A 15,652-nucleotide genomic window follows, 5' to 3' on the forward strand; every position below is an offset into this window, starting at 1 on the left:
TATTTTAAAGTTAACCACAGGATAACCAGTAAATAGCATTAAATCGAAGGTGGAGCAAGCAGATCATCAAGCTCTTTGCGCGATATCTTGATATATTTTCCATCCTGCACTTTACTAATATGATGCCATTTTACATAGTGATACAATTGGTCACGTGTGAGATTGTATTTTTCCATAGCTTCGGCTGTCGTATAATATTCTGGTTCAGCCTTAGCAAGACCTTTGGCGATATCTACATGCTTTTTGGAATAGAATACTTGTCGCTTGATTTTTTTCTTTGGAATAGCAAATCGGGAAACAAAAGAATATATAGCACTTGTTGTCATGCCAAACTTTTCAGTTAGATCTTCTACTGAATACCATTCCGTAATGTTGGAGTCCGGTGCTTTAGATGCAAAATATTTATCAAAATGCTTAGCACTCCAGTATGTTTTTCCTCTTTTGAAAACTTTGGGTATATTTTGTTCTTTCCCTACTTTAAATATCCACGATTCGTTTACTCCATATTTACTTGCAACTTCAGCGGTAGTATAAAAATCAGTAATAGGAGTGTGAGAGATTCTGTTTCGTTTTACATAAGGGGTAGAACTCATCATTGAGTCTATGTCAGACTTATGTATAATGGTAAGTCTTGTACTCAATTTTATTGCCTTCAGTTGTCCACTATAAATATAATTATATACTGCTCTTGATGTGATTCCTAGAAGTATTCCAACTTCTTTTATTGAAAGATATTCTTTTTGATTAATTACACTAAAGGTATGTTCTTGAGATACTGTTAGATTTTCTGATTCTGCCTTTTTAACAGTATTGACTCTCTGTCTCATTTTATACGCCCTATCATTACATGATTTTGAACAAAAGCGTGTAGATGTTTTCAAGGCATAAAATTCTTGTCCGCAGTATTCGCAGATTTTTCTAATTCTAATTTTGCTTGCTGCCATTTTACATTCATTTTTTTATGTTAAACACTATATTTATTACTCCAATTATGGACGCAAATAGTTGTATCATATTGAACTATATTGTACCATATTGAAATCTCTCTACTACCTTGCAAATCTCAAAATACCCAAATCAGCCCATGCGGTACAAAATCGACACAAAAAATGAATGAAAAACCATTAGAAACCATTATTATATGGTAGATGGCAAAAAGAAAAGGCGCTCTAAATGAACGCCTTACTAATTAAATATGATAGATGTTTATGGTTTGTAATACTACCTTATTTCCCGATGCAGAAGTGTTTAAATATATTCCCCAATACCTCATCGTTAGTGATTTCTCCACCAACAATTTCAGCCAGATGGAAAAGACATTCACGTAAATCCTGACTTACCAAATCACCAGAAAGTTGCATGGTCAGTCCATCTTGTACGCGATGAATCGCTTCCAGTGCACGACTTAGTGCTTCATAGTGACGAATGTTGCTGACTACCACATCATTTTGTGAAAGGTCGGGTAGGGCAGCGAAGTCCACCAACTGCTTCTGAAGTAGAGAAAGGCCCTCTTTCTGCTTGGCTGAAAGGGAAATGACACAAGCATCTTCAGGCAAATCAGGAAGAATAGCTTTCAGATCATCTATTGGCTTATGCATCGATGCCGTAGTATCGGTTACTGAACAAGATAAGCTTTCCTCTGTTAACGGAAGCAGATCCGTCTTGTTGAGTACAATTACCAGGTGCTTGCCTTGGCAGCGTGGTAGAATCTTTTCGGCCAATTGGTGGTATTGTTCTTTTGCACAGGTTGCATCGATAACCCATAGTACAATATTTGCCTGTTCCAGTTTCTGGAAACTTCGTTCAATACCTAAACTTTCGATGGTATCAGTCGTTTCACGGATACCGGCTGTATCGATGAAGCGGAAAGTGACACCACCTAAATTCATAGTGTCCTCGATAACATCACGTGTTGTACCGTGGATGTCGCTCACGATAGCACGCTCTTCATTCAGGAGAGCATTCAATAGGGTAGACTTTCCTGCATTGGTTTCTCCTACGATGGCAACCGGTACACCATTTTTCAGAGCATTACCGACACTAAATGTATCTACCAGATGGCTGATAACTTGTTCAATTTGTTGAGCTATTTCTTCCAGTTCTGAACGATCTGCAAATTCCAGTTCTTCGTGGTCGCTAAAGTCCAACTCCAACTCCATGAGTGAAGTCAGATGGAGCAGTTTCTCTCTTAAAGCAGATAATTCACGACTGAATCCTCCACGCATCTGATTCATTGCCATACGATGTGTAGCGGCAGAAGTCGAGGCAATCAGGTCTGCAACTGCTTCAGCCTGACTCAAGTCCATTTTACCATTCAAAAAGGCACGTTGAGTATATTCACCTGGTCCCGCAGCACGACATCCATTCTTAATAAGGAGCTGCATTACTTGTTGCAGAATATATGATGATCCATGACAAGATATTTCTACAGAATCTTCACCTGTATAAGAATGAGGAGCACGGAAAAGGCTTACCAATACTTCGTCTATTATCTCACCTGCAGGCGAAAGAATATGTCCGAATGTCAGGGTATATGGCTTACGTTCTGTCAGAGGTTTTCCCGATATTGGAGTAAAAATACGGTCGGTTATGGCTATAGCCTGGGCACCCGAAACACGGATCGTACCGATTGCTCCGCCTTGTGCGGTAGCAATGGCACAAATAGTATCTTCTGTTTGTTGTATATTCACGATGTCTTTTGCTTTTAAATCATACAAAGATACGGCTTTTCAGCTTATATCCGGAAAAGTTTGGGTGATAATTATTCTTGAGTGTAAAGTTCTCTGATAAGAAGGTCTACTACTTTTTCAAGGTAAACCCGGTCAGTTTCATCGAACGTAAAAAGCTGATCACTGTCGATATCCAATACTCCTTTTACTTCTCCATTCACTATGATCGGAACGACAATTTCCGAACGGGAAAGCGAACTACAGGCGATATGTCCTGGGAATTGATCTACATCGGGTACAACTTGTGTACGGGCTTCCGACCATGCCGTGCCGCATACTCCACGTCCTTTTTTAATACGATAACAGGCTATACTGCCCTGAAAAGGCCCCAAATGAAGCTCACCGTCATGTACCAGATAGAAACCTACCCAGAAAAAGCCGAAAGCTTCCTTTAAGGCCGCACTGGTATTCGCCAATACACTGACTTCGTTTCTTTCACCTTCTATAAGGGGTGTAAGTTGTGTAAGAAAAAATTGATATCGTTCTGCTTTGTTTAGTTTGCTATCTTGTTTAAAACTTGCTTCCATAAATATTCTAAATAGCTGTTGTTTTTTTGACAAAACAGGTTCCTCTGCAATAAACAGAGGAACCTGTATATATAAAAAAAGAAGAATTATAAATATCAGATTCGCTCAAGCACTGTCTTTATCAGGTCGTCTATTTTGTTTTTATATCCTGTATTGGCTTCTTTGGCTACGCGATTGGCTATAACCATGCAGACAGTGGTAGCTTTATGTCCTTGCAGACGTGCAAGCCCTGCAAGTGCTGAACTTTCCATTTCGAAGTTGGTTATGCGATGACCCTGATATTCGAAACTTTCAATCTTTTCATTCTGGTGAGGGTCGGCAAGTGGAATGCGGAGCTGTCTGCCTTGTGGACCGAAGAAACCTCCACAAGCTACTGTAACGCCGCGTACCATATCTGTTCCGGCAATACGCTCAACCAGTTCCTTGTTGGCATGGATAACGTAAGGAGCCGGTGCACAGAGGTTTCCGCTCCATCCCAAGTGATTTAAAAGGGCACGTTCCATCGGAAGGTCGCAAACTGCATTCCTTCCTTCGTAGAAGTTTAGCAGTCCGTCGAACCCTACAGAGATTTCAGAGCATATATAAGTTCCCACGGGAGTATAAGGTTGCAATCCTCCACAAGTACCGATACGTACGATTTCCAGTTGCCGGAAGTTGTCATTTTCTTCACGAGTCTGAAAGTTGATATTAGCCAATGCATCCAGTTCGTTCATAACAATATCTACGTTGTCGCATCCGATACCGGTAGAAGTGACTGTAATACGTTTCCCTTTATACGTTCCGGTTATGGTACGGAATTCACGGCTTTCTATCTCACATTCCTTTGTTTCGAAATGCGATGCTACAAGAGCTACTCGTCCGGGGTCTCCCACAAGGATAACTTTATCGGCCAGATGTTCCGGCTTTACGTGAAGATGAAATACCGAACCATCTTCATTTATAATCAGTTCTGAGGGTGGAAAGTACTTTTTCATAATATTCTTTTTTTATTTAGTTAGTTGAGTTTTTGCTATTATATGATAATGATTATTTACCTATCGGTTCATGTCCTGCAGGATTTGCGTCCGGGCGGGCGATACTGCTTCTCATATCTGTATCTGCCTGAATATTTTTCATCCGGTAATAATCCATGATTCCCAAATTGCCGGTACGGAAAGCTTCTGCCATAGCCTTTGGAACTTCGGCTTCAGCCTGTATTACATTGGCACGGGCTTCTTCTGCTTTTGCTTTCATTTCCTGTTCCAAAGCAACAGCCATTGCACGGCGTTCCTCAGCTTTGGCTTGTGCAATATTTTTATCAGCATTGGCCTGATCTATCTGTAAAGATGCTCCAATATTACGACCTATATCGATATCGGCAATATCAATAGATAAAATTTCGAATGCAGTCCCTGCATCCAGTCCTTTTCGTAGTACAAGTTTGGAAATAGAATCCGGATTTTCAAGTACCGATTTATGATTTTCCGATGAACCGATAGATGAAACAATACCTTCGCCTACGCGTGCCAGGACTGTATCCTCACCAGCTCCACCTACCAACTGGCGGATATTGGCACGTACAGTTACACGTGCTTTCGCAATAAGCTGGATACCATCTTTGGCAACGGCGGTGACAGGAGGCGTATCAATAACTTTCGGATTGACAGACATCTGTACGGCTTCAAACACATCACGTCCTGCAAGGTCGATACCGGTAGCCATCTGGAACGACAAATCGATATTGGCTTTTGATGCTGAAACCAGTGCATGAACTACCTTTTCCACATGACCGCCTGCCATATAATGAGCTTCCAGTTCATCGCGTGTAATAGTGCTTAAACCAGCCTTGTGGGCTTCAATCATTGCAGGTACGATAACATATGGCGGAACATTACGAATACGCATCAGAAAAAGCTGAACCAGCGAAATACGTACACCTGATACTTTGGCAGAAAGCCAAAGAAAGAAAGGCACGTAATGGAAGAAGACTGCCAGTAAGACAACTCCTCCAGCCGCTAAAATGAATGGAAGATAGTTAGGGTCAATCATAGGTAATTGATATTTTAAGGTTTAAAAAAATTACTGTTGTATGTAGCGTGTCACATATACAGTTCCATTATTTATACGAGTTACTTGTATGGGAGTACGCTCTTCGATAAATCCATCAGCTGATTGCACTTCGATGATATGGCCGTTTATCTCGGCATTTCCTATCAAGGTAAGGCGTGTCAATGACATGCCTGTATCACCAGCCTGAATATTGATTCCTTTCAGCGGTTCTGGTTTATAGTCGAGTGTCTGTTTGAGCGAAAGACGGTCTACTGTCTTGGAGCGCATGAACCAAATGGTTATACCGATTATTCCAACGGCTTCAACGGCAAGCGTAATAAATCCGACCTGTGTTCCTACGGAATGAAAAGCATAACAAATGGCATAAAGCAGACTGATTCCCGATGCTATTCCTGCAAGGGTAATGCCGGGGACTAGAAATACTTCCACAGCAAAAAGTAAAAGTCCCGCCAAAATAAGTGCAATAATAATCAGTGTTTCCATATCTGCTCGTATAAAAATGGTGTCTATTTTTTACTGTTTCAATGCTTTAAGCTCTGCATTGCGCACAGATAAAGTCAGTTGTTCCAGCTCATGTCGTAACTCGTTGGTACGTTTTTCTTTATCTAATATACCGGGAGCCATTTTTTCTTTTCCTGCTTTGTTCGATTGCTGATAGGCAGCACGAAGATTTGTCAATGATTCTTCCAATGATGCAAGATCTTTCTCTTTCTGCAAGAATGAAGCATACATCTGCCGTGCTTCTTTAGAACGAAAATCTGATAATGTATGATAAACAGCATTATCGTCTACGACAAAACGGAAGTCACTCTTTTTCTTTTCTGTACTTCTGCCATACAATACCTGAGCCAGATGTTGTCTGGCAATACGTACTTTATCGGGATCACTCCATGTCTTCTTTATTTCTTTTAGTGTAGCAGCATCAATAATAGCTTGCGGGTCAGCTGTTTCGTAGTCGTATACCTGTTTTGTCGAGTTAGGAACGAAAACATATACACAAACTTTTCCTTCTGGCTGATAACGATCAGAAGCAAACCACCCTAAATTGTTCAAGTCATCTAATGCATACATATAATCATTGTATGGAGAGTTAAACGGCATACCGATGTTATCCGGACGGAGATACGTATTGTCATCCGAATCATAACGGGTTACGAAGATATCGTATCCTCCCATACTTTCATCTCCTTCGGCTCCAAAATAAAGTGTGATACCATCTGATGCCATAAACGGATAATTTTGGTTATGTCCTGATTCGTCCAGACCGCTTAATGGCTTGGCATCTTCCCACTTGTCTATCAACTTGAAGCGTGAGTATAAACTCGTTTCTCCGTCTTCAGACGCTTGTGTAAAAATCATTTTATCACCCAGCTCATTTGTAAATGAAGTTCCTGAGCCATCTTCGGTAAGAGAAATGTTTCCCGACTCCTTACTTAATTTATATGCCGAAAGAAAATTATTTTTATCTACTACAAAGCTGTCAATTACAGCTACATTCTCAGTTCCTCTTAACATGCGTGCAGCCTGACGGCAACGGTCTAATTCTTTCTCTGCTGCAGAAGTATCACGCTTCTTTTTTTCCAGCCATTGGATATGCTCTTCAATATTTTCGGTCGCTTCATCAAAGCGATACATTACATAATATAGTTTTCCCAAATATAGATAAGCATTTATTACTTTGCGTGCAGCACTTTTTTCAAGGTAGGGTTGTGATTCCTGTAATTCACCGGTTTCATAGCAGCATGCTCCGTACCAGAAATTGTAATTTGCATTCGATGGAGCCTGTTTTACTAATTTCTGGAAAACGGGTTTGGCTTCGGCAAACTTGCCTTCTTCAAACCATTGTTTTGCCTGAGTGAGTGATTGGGCGAAAGTTCCTCCCATGCTGCATAAAGCGATAAGTGCTAGCGTATATTTCTTATTCATAATTTTTCGTGTTGTTTCGATGATGTTATTTTCAAAAATACAAAGTTTCTTTGAAATTTTGATTATTTCGGCATTCTAATTTTTCAAAATCTTTCGAGAATCGTTCTTTTGGTGTAATTTTACCCCGTTTTTAAGATTATCGGAAGAAATGGGAAAATTGACAGAAGAAGATAAATTGATGCGACGCATAGAAAAACGCTTTAACAAAGGTGTAGTGCAATATGGACTAATAGAAGATGGTGATAAGATACTGGTAGGGTTGTCGGGAGGAAAAGATTCACTTGCTTTACTGGAACTACTTGCCCGCCGTTCGCGTATTTACAAGCCTCGTTTTTCAGTCGTTGCTGCACATGTCGTGATGACGAATATAGCTTACGAATCGGACATGGATTACCTTCGTTCCTTTGCCGAAAATCTGGGAGTGCCGTTCGTACGCTACGAAACGTCTTTCGATCCTTCTACTGATACCCGCAAGTCGCCATGCTTCCTCTGTTCGTGGAATCGCCGTAAAGCTCTTTTTACAGTAGCAAAAGAACAGGGATGTAATAAGATAGCCTTGGGACACCACATGGATGATATACTGGAAACGTTGCTTATGAATATGGCATTTCAGGGAGCATTCAGTACGATGCCTCCGCGTCTGGTAATGCGAAAGTTTGATATGACCATTATCCGTCCGATGTGTCTGGTACATGAGGCCGATCTGATAGAAATGGCTCAGGCGAAAGGTTATCGTAAACAGATCAAAAATTGCCCGTACGAAAAAGATTCTCATCGCTCGGATATGAAAGAAGTGCTCCGTACGCTGGAGCGCATGAATCCTGAAGCTCGGTATAGTTTATGGGGAAGCATGAATAATATTCAGACTGATCTTCTTCCGGAAGAGGTTGATTTATAGCATCTTAATTGGATTTATCTTCCAAAGGCTAAATGATTATGATATGTCGTCAAAAAATTCAGCATATTTCTGAAAAAATATCATCATCTTTTTTTAAAAATTGTACAAAAAAACAAGTAAATATCTTGATGTTTTTTTGAGAAGATTCTTTATGATTCATCAATACCTGCTGATATCTACTTTTAAGGCGGAATTATACAGCTTTATAGAACATTTTATATTCGTTTTTTGTTTATTTTAGTATAACCATTTTTAATTGGAATATGGGGGATAATTCCCTATATCATGTGTTAGCTTTAATATCCAAGAACCATAAATATAATAAGATGAAAAGCAGCTTTATTTATTTACTATTTTTGGAAGAATCACATAATCCGCTAAGAATAAAAAGTTTATGCGGATCATCAAAAAACGAGGTAACGAGTTGGCAGCCGTTCTGGTTTCTACATACTTGCATCAATTGCGTTGATGTGCAACTCACTTTATGCAAAGGTACGATTTTTTACGGAACATGCAAAACACCTTTGATTTTTCTTTTCAGCAACCGTCAAAAACAATCTTCCGGTTTCGTACCCCGTTCAAAAGGATAGTACAGGCAGTTAGGAAAAGTGAAAAAAATCGTAAGCTTCCAAAATTGGCGTATTGACTAGCATGTCTCTTTCGCATACCTTCGTGCTAAACTTAAAACTCGAAAGATTATGTTTAGCGAAAAAGATTTTGAAAGACTGTGGTTCCTCTACAAAACCGAGGGTGAGCCCAATGGAGTTTCCATCAACTCGTTCTGCATTGGCAACAATATTCCATACACGGCATTCTATGACTGGTTCAAGAAGACACAGAAAAAGGTTGTACCTGTAGAAGTTGAAGGAATTCCGGAAGAGCTGATTCGGACAGGTAATGAAGAACGGCAGGAGGTTGCTAAAGACAAGCCCAAACGTACAACTCCCCATAAAGGAAGCATTATGGTGACGATAAGAACTCGTGAGGGCTTGTGCATACAGAAGAAAGGCTTAGACTATCAGGGGCTGAAAACACTGGTAGGGAAACTGGAGGGCTTATGCTGAGCATCAACGGTCTTCACAACTTCTACTACCTTCCTGAGCTTCACGATATGAGATGCAAGGCTCAGCGTATATGCGAGATAATCCGAGGTCGATACCACCGTGATCCATTGAATGGTGATGTTTACATGTTCATGTCTAAAGACCAGCGCAAGGTTCGTATGATACACTATGAGCGCAATGCCTACTACCTTCATGAGAAGTCTTTCATTAAGGGCTATAAGTTCATGAAAATAGAGCGCAAGGACGATGTGACAGTATATAAAATAGACTGGAAAGACCTGGTCACGATACTTGAAACTCCAGTAATAACGAGTATAAGAATTTAAAGATAAAACTCTGACAATCAGTGATAAAAGCCCTCTAAGTATTTGTATATCTCATTGAAAATGAGTATCTTTACATAAAATATTAGAGAACATGGAACTGGAAGAACTCATAGGAAATACACTCAGACGCAAGCATCTTGAAGAGATGATGGGCAGACCCGAAAAGGAGCATACACCCCTTGAAGGTATGGATAATGAGCAGATAAAGAGGTTCGCCCTGTTCCTGTTTGAGGAGAATCAGAAAAAGAGCAGGCAGCTTGATGAAATGATAGCACGACTTGATGAAATAGGAAAAGACCTGAAGGAATCCAACCGTAAGATTGATTCCTTGTAGAACATACTGACTGTTTTTAGCTCAAACTTTGTATTCTCATTATTGAGTAAAGTGGTGGTAGTGTATTCTTTTTGTTCGCTATTCAGTTCCAACATTCGCTGTTGTAGTTCCCTTTGTTTATCCAAGATAATCTTTTGGATATATTCTTTATTAGGGCAGTTAGGCTTAGGTTTGTTTCGTGTGAAGTCCCAATATTTAGGATTGATGGATATGCCTAAACTTTGGTATTTACGCTTTCCTCCTTTAGATACTTGGAGCATCAATGGATTTTCACCATTGGATAATGTCTTAGATTTGTAACAAACTACTGAAACACAGGCATTCATAATAAATTTTCGGTTTACATCTTGGTTTACATGCACCCTCTGAAACCACCCGAAAATAGACTTTCCGTAACCTGCTAAAAGCAGAAAACCTCGATAGCTAATCTATTAACTATCAAGGCTTTCATTATGAGCGGTAAGCGGGATTCGAACCCGTGACCCTTAGCTTGGGAAGCTAATGCTCTACCAACTGAGCTACTACCGCAGATGAATTGTCGAACAAAAGTAGGTCTTATTATACAAATAAGCAATAATAAAACCTACTTTTTTTTCATCAATAATCTATTTTATCTAAAATTCCTGCCAGATATGCTATAGTTACTCCATAGTTTGTCATCGGGATATTCTGCTTACGTGCTTGTTCTACACGGCTTAGCACATATTTACGATTAAACATGCAAGCTCCACAATGAATGATGAGATCATATTTACTTAAATCCTCAGGAAAATCTGTTCCAGAGACATGTTCAATCAGCAATCCTGATCCAAACTTTTTACGAAGCATATTGGGTATTTTTACCCTTCCGATATCTTCAGTTAGTGGGGCATGAGTACACGCTTCTGCGATCAAGACACGAGAATTTTCTGTCAGTCTTCCAATAGCATTTGCTCCCTCTATGAAATAATCAATGTCACCTTTATATTGGGCAAAGAGGACAGAGAAAGAAGTCAATCTACTTGCAGAAGGCTTCTTTTCATATACAGTCTTGAAAACTTGGGAATCTGTAATGATGAGTTTTGGAGGATGTACTAATGCTTGAAGCATACGATCTATTTGATCTGTCGTACAACTCATTACGAGGCACTTCCTGTCAAGTAATTCACGAATTGTCTGGACTTGAGGAAGGATTAGTCTGCCTTTAGGAGCCTGAATATCTTGTGGCATAACGAGCATTACCGTATCTCCTTCTTCCACCAGTTTGCCAACAATCCCTCGCGACATTGTTTCATCAGGTAATTTAGCAATCAGACTACGACGGATATCTTCCATTCCTTGTTTAGTGCAGGCACTTACCCCAAGGGGAACCTGTCCACATTTTTTTTCTATCGAACGAATTGTAGAAGTAACGTCTGTCAGCAAATCTGCTTTATTCAATATCCATACTACTGGAATATTTTTCTCTTTCAACAAACGACTCCATTCAAGTTCTTTCTCTATATCATCTCCTGTGCACACTAATAATGCAATGTCAGTGCGATCCATAGCACGCATAGTCTGCTGGATACGAAGTGCTCCCAGTTCACCGTCATCATCAAGTCCTGCGGTATCAATGAAAACACACGGACCTATTCCATGTATTTCCATTGCTTTATATACAGGATCAGTGGTTGTTCCTGCTATGTCCGAAACCAGAGCTACTTCCTGATTAGTAAGGGCATTAATCAGCGATGACTTTCCACTATTGCGTTTGCCAAATAGCCCGATATGCAGGCGGTTGGCACGAGGTGTTTCTTGCATAAAATTCAAACTTTATTAATTAGAATCTGAAATCTCGTTGTCCCTCGGAAATACGTTCCAGATTTTCCAAAGCACGACGACGGATAGCAGGATTAGGAATCTGTTCCATCTGTTCACGGATCATTTTCACACCCAATTCACGCGTTTCTGGAGAAGCATAATCTTCCAAATATTCCTGTAGTGTCATCAGCGCATTTGGAGCACAACAATTGGCTATTTGTCCGGTTTTTACCAGCGACATGAAACGGTCTCCCGTACGACCTTCTCGATAACACGCTGTACAGAAGCTGGGGATATACCCTAATCTCAACAGCCAGGATACTATTTCATCAAGAGTACGGCGATCGCTTACATCAAACTGTGCCGAATTTTCTTCGGGAGTTTCTTCGTGTACATATCCACCAACACTTGTACGTGAACCTCCACTAAGTTGAGAAACTCCTAATGCCAATACTTTTTCTCGTGAGCGTTGAGATTCGCGAGTAGAAACAATCATACCAGTATAAGGAACGCTGATACGGATCACAGCCACAATTTTCTGGAAGATCTCATCTGAAATAGCATTTTCAAAATCGGATGCATTGATGTCATCGGCCGAACAGATACGCGGAACACTAATAGTATGAGGTCCTACTCCGTATGTAGCTTCTAAGTGTTCAGCATGCATCAACATACCAACAAAATCGTACCGATATGTATTAAGTCCGAATAGTACTCCTATTCCTACATCATCGATACCTCCCTGCATAGCGCGGTCCATTGCCTCTGTATGATATGCATAATTACTTTTGGGTCCGCGTGGATGAAGTTTTTCGTAGTTCTCTTTATGATAAGTTTCCTGAAACAAAATATAAGTTCCAATTCCTGCATCGTGCAAACGACGGTAATTTTCGACTGTTGTTGCAGCTATATTTACATTCACACGCCGGATAGCTCCATTTTTATGCTTAATGCTGTAAATGGTCTTTATAGATTCCAGGATATATTCTATCGGATTATGCAGCGGATCTTCACCAGCCTCGATAGCAAGACGTTTATGTCCCATATCTTGCAATGCAATGACTTCCTGGCGAATCTCATCCTGAGTAAGCTTCTTGCGGGCAATCGACTTGTTTTTGATGTGGTAAGGACAGTATACGCAACTGTTTACACAGTAGTTTGACAAATAAAGCGGAGCAAACATAACAATACGGTTACCGTAAAAGCGCTGTTTGATCTTGCGTGCCAGTGCATATATTTCTTCCAACAAATCATTGTCGTCACATTCCAACAGAACGGCGGCTTCACGATGAGAAAGTCCTTTACAGTCGCGAGCTTTATCTATGATAGAACGAATCAACTCACGATTGTCTTTGTTGGCTTTTGCATAATCCAGTGTAGCCATGATTTCATCGTGATTGATGAATTCTTCTGCATGAGGTGAATCTATTTTATACATAATTGACTTTATATTTAATAATAAAACGATGTTTAGTATGCGTTGTAATCTCCTCGGCCTTTATCTATGACATATCCTATTACTTTCAGTCGCTGTTCCAACAGAAGAAGCCCTTCGGCTGCTTCAGCACCTAGAGAAGCCTTATTATCATATAAGGAATATTTGCTCCGTTGTATGACGGGAGAGAGGTTAGGCATTACCACATTGGCTCCTGCCAATATGCCTTTTTCTCGTCCTTCTGGAGAAAGGGTAGCAAGTGCTGTTGTAGAAGGAATTAAAGCATGAGGATGCATCAGACGGAAAATGGAGAGTAGGAGCAGTGTCTGGTTCAAACTTCCCGAAGGCATCATTGCAAAAGGAGTATCATGATGTGGAAGAAACGGTCCAATACCGATCATTTCTGGTTGAAAGTTTTCGATATAAAGGATATCTTCTATCAAATTATCAATAGTCTGATATGGGCTTCCTACCATAATCCCTGTTCCAGTCTGGAAACCAATACGCTTCAAGTCTGCCAGACACCTCAGACGGTTGGACAAAGACATAGCTTCAGGGTGAAGCTTGCGATAATGAAGCTCGTTATGCGTTTCGTGACGAAGTAAATATCTGTTAGCTCCAGCCTGGAAAAAACGTTCGTATACAGATGTTTCTTTTTCTCCTAATGAAAGTGTAATTGCTACGTCTGGAAACTCTTTTCGAATAGAGGATACAGTACGTATAATCATTTTATCATCATTCATTTCTCCTCCCTGAAGAACAAACGTCCGGAATCCCAGTTCATAACCATGTCGGCAACACGCCAGAATTGTTTCTTCATCCAAATGATAGCGTTCTATCAGATGATTACTACGCCGGATACCACAATAGTAGCAGTCATTCTTACATCGGTTGCCAACTTCAATAAGTCCCCGGATAAAAATCCGGTTTCCAAAGCTAGCATGTGAAACTTCTCTAGCAAGAGCATTGATATAGGATAAGTCCTTATCATTACACTGACTCAATAAGATACGAAATTCATCGGGAGCCAGTGTATGCTCCCGATGAAGACGTTCTATTAAACTTCTCATAAGGTAGAGAAGAGATTATTCTTCTTTATAATTTTCATATTTCAGCGTACGCTTCAGCAAATCTTGATTCAACTGGCGTTTTCCTGAAACAGAATCATTATAAGCACTTGGTCCTGTTACACATCCTCCTTCGCATGCCATCATTTCGATGAATTGGGCATCCACTTTTCCTGTCTTAGCCCATGCACGCATCTGTCCGATACTCTTCTTGTTGAAGTCTGAGAACTGCAGCATCTTTATACCATCTGCCTTAGGACCCAAATATGACTTAACTGCTCCTGCAACACCACCAGCTTGTGCAAAGCCATGGGCTTCACAAACAGATTCATAGGCAACCTTATACGGATTGGCTTGAGCCAGTTCAATACCTAATCCACGGAATACTGAGTGTAATTCTTCGAATGTCATTACGTAGTCTACACACTCATCACGCTGTGCTTCTTTACGCTTTGCAATACACGGACCTATAAAAACAACTTTTGCTTCCGGATATTTCTTTTTGGCAATACGTGAAGCATAATACATAGGAGAGCCTGTACCTGACACATAAGGCTTCATAGCAGGAATATGCTTGTTTACTAGCTCAATATATGAAGGACAGCATGAGGTTGTCATAAACTTTTGTCCTTCCTCCAGCTTTTCAAGTAATTCGTGTGCCTCATTGCTTGTTGTCTGCATAGCTCCTTCGGCAACTTCTATTACATCAGCAAAGCCTACCTCTTTCAAAGCTCCGTAAACCTGGTCGATAGTTGCATCGAACTGTCCCAGTACAGAAGGAGCCAGAATTGCAACAACCTGTTCACCACGGCGTATTGCTTCCAACACATCGAATACCTGAGATATCTCGAAAATTGCGCCAAACGGACATGCATTCAAACACTTTCCGCAATAAATACATTTGCTTTCGTCTATGTGCTCTATATTATTTTCATCTTTGCTGATTGCTTTTACCGGACATGCTTCTTCACAAGGTACCGGAATATATACAATCGCATGATAAGGACAACTTTTATGACAAATACCACAGCTGATACAAGTATCATGATCAATATGTGCCTGTCCTGTTTTCTTGTCGAAATGTACAGCTCCTTTCGGGCAGTTCATATAGCAGCTTCTGGCCACACAACCACGGCACAGATTACTTACTTCGTAATTAACCTGTACACAAGAAGAGCATGCTTCATCTATAACACACAGAATATTTTCTTTAAGTTTGTTTCTACGATCCAATGCCTGACGGGCATATTCCGATAGAGGAGTCAGTTCATCCGTTTCATCAGACATATCCCAGCCCAGCAACGGAAGTGACTTATATTTCGTTACGGCGCGTTCTTTATGAATACAGCAGCGTCCTACAGGTTGAGAACGGCGAGGACTGAATTCCAAAGGAACACGATCTATTTTTTCAACTAGCTGGTTTTCCTTCCACAAAGCGACCAGTTTTTCCAATAGCTTGTGGCGTACAATCATTACGTTGTTTGATGCCATAACAAAGTTAGGTTAAAAAGTTAG

Annotated in this window: 14 protein-coding genes, 1 tRNA gene and 2 pseudogenes; 4 read left to right on the forward strand and 13 right to left on the reverse strand. The window is 40.4% G+C overall.

The genetic code is table 11. The features are described from left to right. Window positions 1-38 precede the first annotated feature (38 nt). From ACDG22_RS11280 to ACDG22_RS11310, 7 genes are all read right to left on the reverse strand, one after another. Window positions 39-944, reverse strand: coding sequence for a helix-turn-helix domain-containing protein (locus ACDG22_RS11280; protein ID WP_270212817.1), 906 nt, complete (start codon window positions 942-944; stop codon window positions 39-41). A 282-nt stretch (window positions 945-1,226) separates the two neighbouring features. Further along, the gene (gene mnmE / locus ACDG22_RS11285; protein ID WP_270230968.1) at window positions 1,227-2,690 is read right to left on the reverse strand and encodes a tRNA uridine-5-carboxymethylaminomethyl(34) synthesis GTPase MnmE; all 1,464 of its coding nucleotides are present in this window, start codon (window positions 2,688-2,690) and stop codon (window positions 1,227-1,229) included. 71 nt (window positions 2,691-2,761) lie between these two features. Beyond that, on the reverse strand, window positions 2,762-3,256 hold the full coding sequence (locus ACDG22_RS11290; protein ID WP_270230969.1) for a GAF domain-containing protein: 495 nt from the start codon (window positions 3,254-3,256) through the stop codon (window positions 2,762-2,764). Window positions 3,257-3,351: 95 nt separating this feature from the next. Continuing rightward, entirely contained in the window at window positions 3,352-4,230 is an 879-nt protein-coding gene (locus tag ACDG22_RS11295) for a nucleoside phosphorylase (RefSeq protein WP_270230970.1), read from the reverse strand. A 52-nt stretch (window positions 4,231-4,282) separates the two neighbouring features. After that, window positions 4,283-5,284 (reverse strand): flotillin-like protein FloA, encoded by a 1,002-nt coding sequence (gene floA, locus ACDG22_RS11300; RefSeq protein WP_007565113.1) that lies wholly within the window; start codon window positions 5,282-5,284, stop codon window positions 4,283-4,285. Window positions 5,285-5,314: 30 nt separating this feature from the next. Beyond that, the gene (locus ACDG22_RS11305; RefSeq protein ID WP_270230971.1) at window positions 5,315-5,788 is read right to left on the reverse strand and encodes an NfeD family protein; all 474 of its coding nucleotides are present in this window, start codon (window positions 5,786-5,788) and stop codon (window positions 5,315-5,317) included. A 30-nt stretch (window positions 5,789-5,818) separates the two neighbouring features. Next, window positions 5,819-7,231 (reverse strand): tetratricopeptide repeat protein, encoded by a 1,413-nt coding sequence (locus tag ACDG22_RS11310; protein ID WP_270230972.1) that lies wholly within the window; start codon window positions 7,229-7,231, stop codon window positions 5,819-5,821. 148 nt (window positions 7,232-7,379) lie between these two features. On the opposite strand from ACDG22_RS11310, the gene ACDG22_RS11315 reads away from it, so the two are divergent. From ACDG22_RS11315 to ACDG22_RS11330, 4 genes and pseudogenes are all read left to right on the forward strand, one after another. Continuing rightward, window positions 7,380-8,129 (forward strand): ATP-binding protein, encoded by a 750-nt coding sequence (locus ACDG22_RS11315; RefSeq protein WP_007565120.1) that lies wholly within the window; start codon window positions 7,380-7,382, stop codon window positions 8,127-8,129. A gap of 698 nt (window positions 8,130-8,827) precedes the next feature. Then, window positions 8,828-9,193 carry a hypothetical protein gene (locus ACDG22_RS11320; RefSeq protein WP_007570789.1) on the forward strand — a complete coding sequence of 122 codons (366 nt, stop codon included), beginning with the start codon at window positions 8,828-8,830 and terminating at the stop codon, window positions 9,191-9,193. Beyond that, window positions 9,187-9,519, forward strand: a complete 333-nt coding sequence (gene tnpB / locus ACDG22_RS11325) for an IS66 family insertion sequence element accessory protein TnpB (protein ID WP_148330882.1) — start codon at window positions 9,187-9,189, stop codon at window positions 9,517-9,519. The genes ACDG22_RS11320 and tnpB overlap by 7 nt, the downstream gene beginning before the upstream one ends. A 91-nt stretch (window positions 9,520-9,610) precedes the next feature. Continuing rightward, window positions 9,611-9,850, forward strand: a pseudogene (locus ACDG22_RS11330) (IS66 family transposase); the annotation flags it as partial. On the opposite strand, the pseudogene ACDG22_RS11335 reads toward ACDG22_RS11330, so the two are convergent. The 6 genes and pseudogenes from ACDG22_RS11335 to ACDG22_RS11360 all read right to left on the reverse strand — a co-directional run. Further along, a pseudogene (locus tag ACDG22_RS11335) lies at window positions 9,838-10,179 on the reverse strand (Arm DNA-binding domain-containing protein); the annotation flags it as partial. The pseudogenes ACDG22_RS11330 and ACDG22_RS11335 sit on opposite strands and share 13 nt — an antisense overlap. Window positions 10,180-10,308: 129 nt before the next feature. Next, window positions 10,309-10,381 (reverse strand) — tRNA-Gly (locus tag ACDG22_RS11340). Between the two features lie 69 nt (window positions 10,382-10,450). Then, window positions 10,451-11,635 carry a [FeFe] hydrogenase H-cluster maturation GTPase HydF gene (gene hydF / locus ACDG22_RS11345; RefSeq protein ID WP_007569741.1) on the reverse strand — a complete coding sequence of 395 codons (1,185 nt, stop codon included), beginning with the start codon at window positions 11,633-11,635 and terminating at the stop codon, window positions 10,451-10,453. 19 nt (window positions 11,636-11,654) lie between these two features. Further along, a complete protein-coding gene (gene hydG / locus ACDG22_RS11350) occupies window positions 11,655-13,073 on the reverse strand; it encodes a [FeFe] hydrogenase H-cluster radical SAM maturase HydG (protein WP_022126438.1) in 1,419 nt (472 codons plus the stop codon). A gap of 32 nt (window positions 13,074-13,105) precedes the next feature. Then, window positions 13,106-14,140, reverse strand: coding sequence for a [FeFe] hydrogenase H-cluster radical SAM maturase HydE (gene hydE, locus ACDG22_RS11355; protein ID WP_022126439.1), 1,035 nt, complete (start codon window positions 14,138-14,140; stop codon window positions 13,106-13,108). Window positions 14,141-14,155: 15 nt separating this feature from the next. After that, window positions 14,156-15,628: a 4Fe-4S dicluster domain-containing protein gene (locus tag ACDG22_RS11360; RefSeq protein ID WP_022126440.1), complete on the reverse strand. Its 1,473-nt coding sequence runs from the start codon at window positions 15,626-15,628 to the stop codon at window positions 14,156-14,158. Window positions 15,629-15,652: the final 24 nt, after the last annotated feature.

It is taken from the genome of Phocaeicola coprocola, from assembly GCF_041333015.1.
In the GTDB taxonomy this organism is placed as follows: Bacteria; Bacteroidota; Bacteroidia; order Bacteroidales; family Bacteroidaceae; genus Phocaeicola; species Phocaeicola coprocola.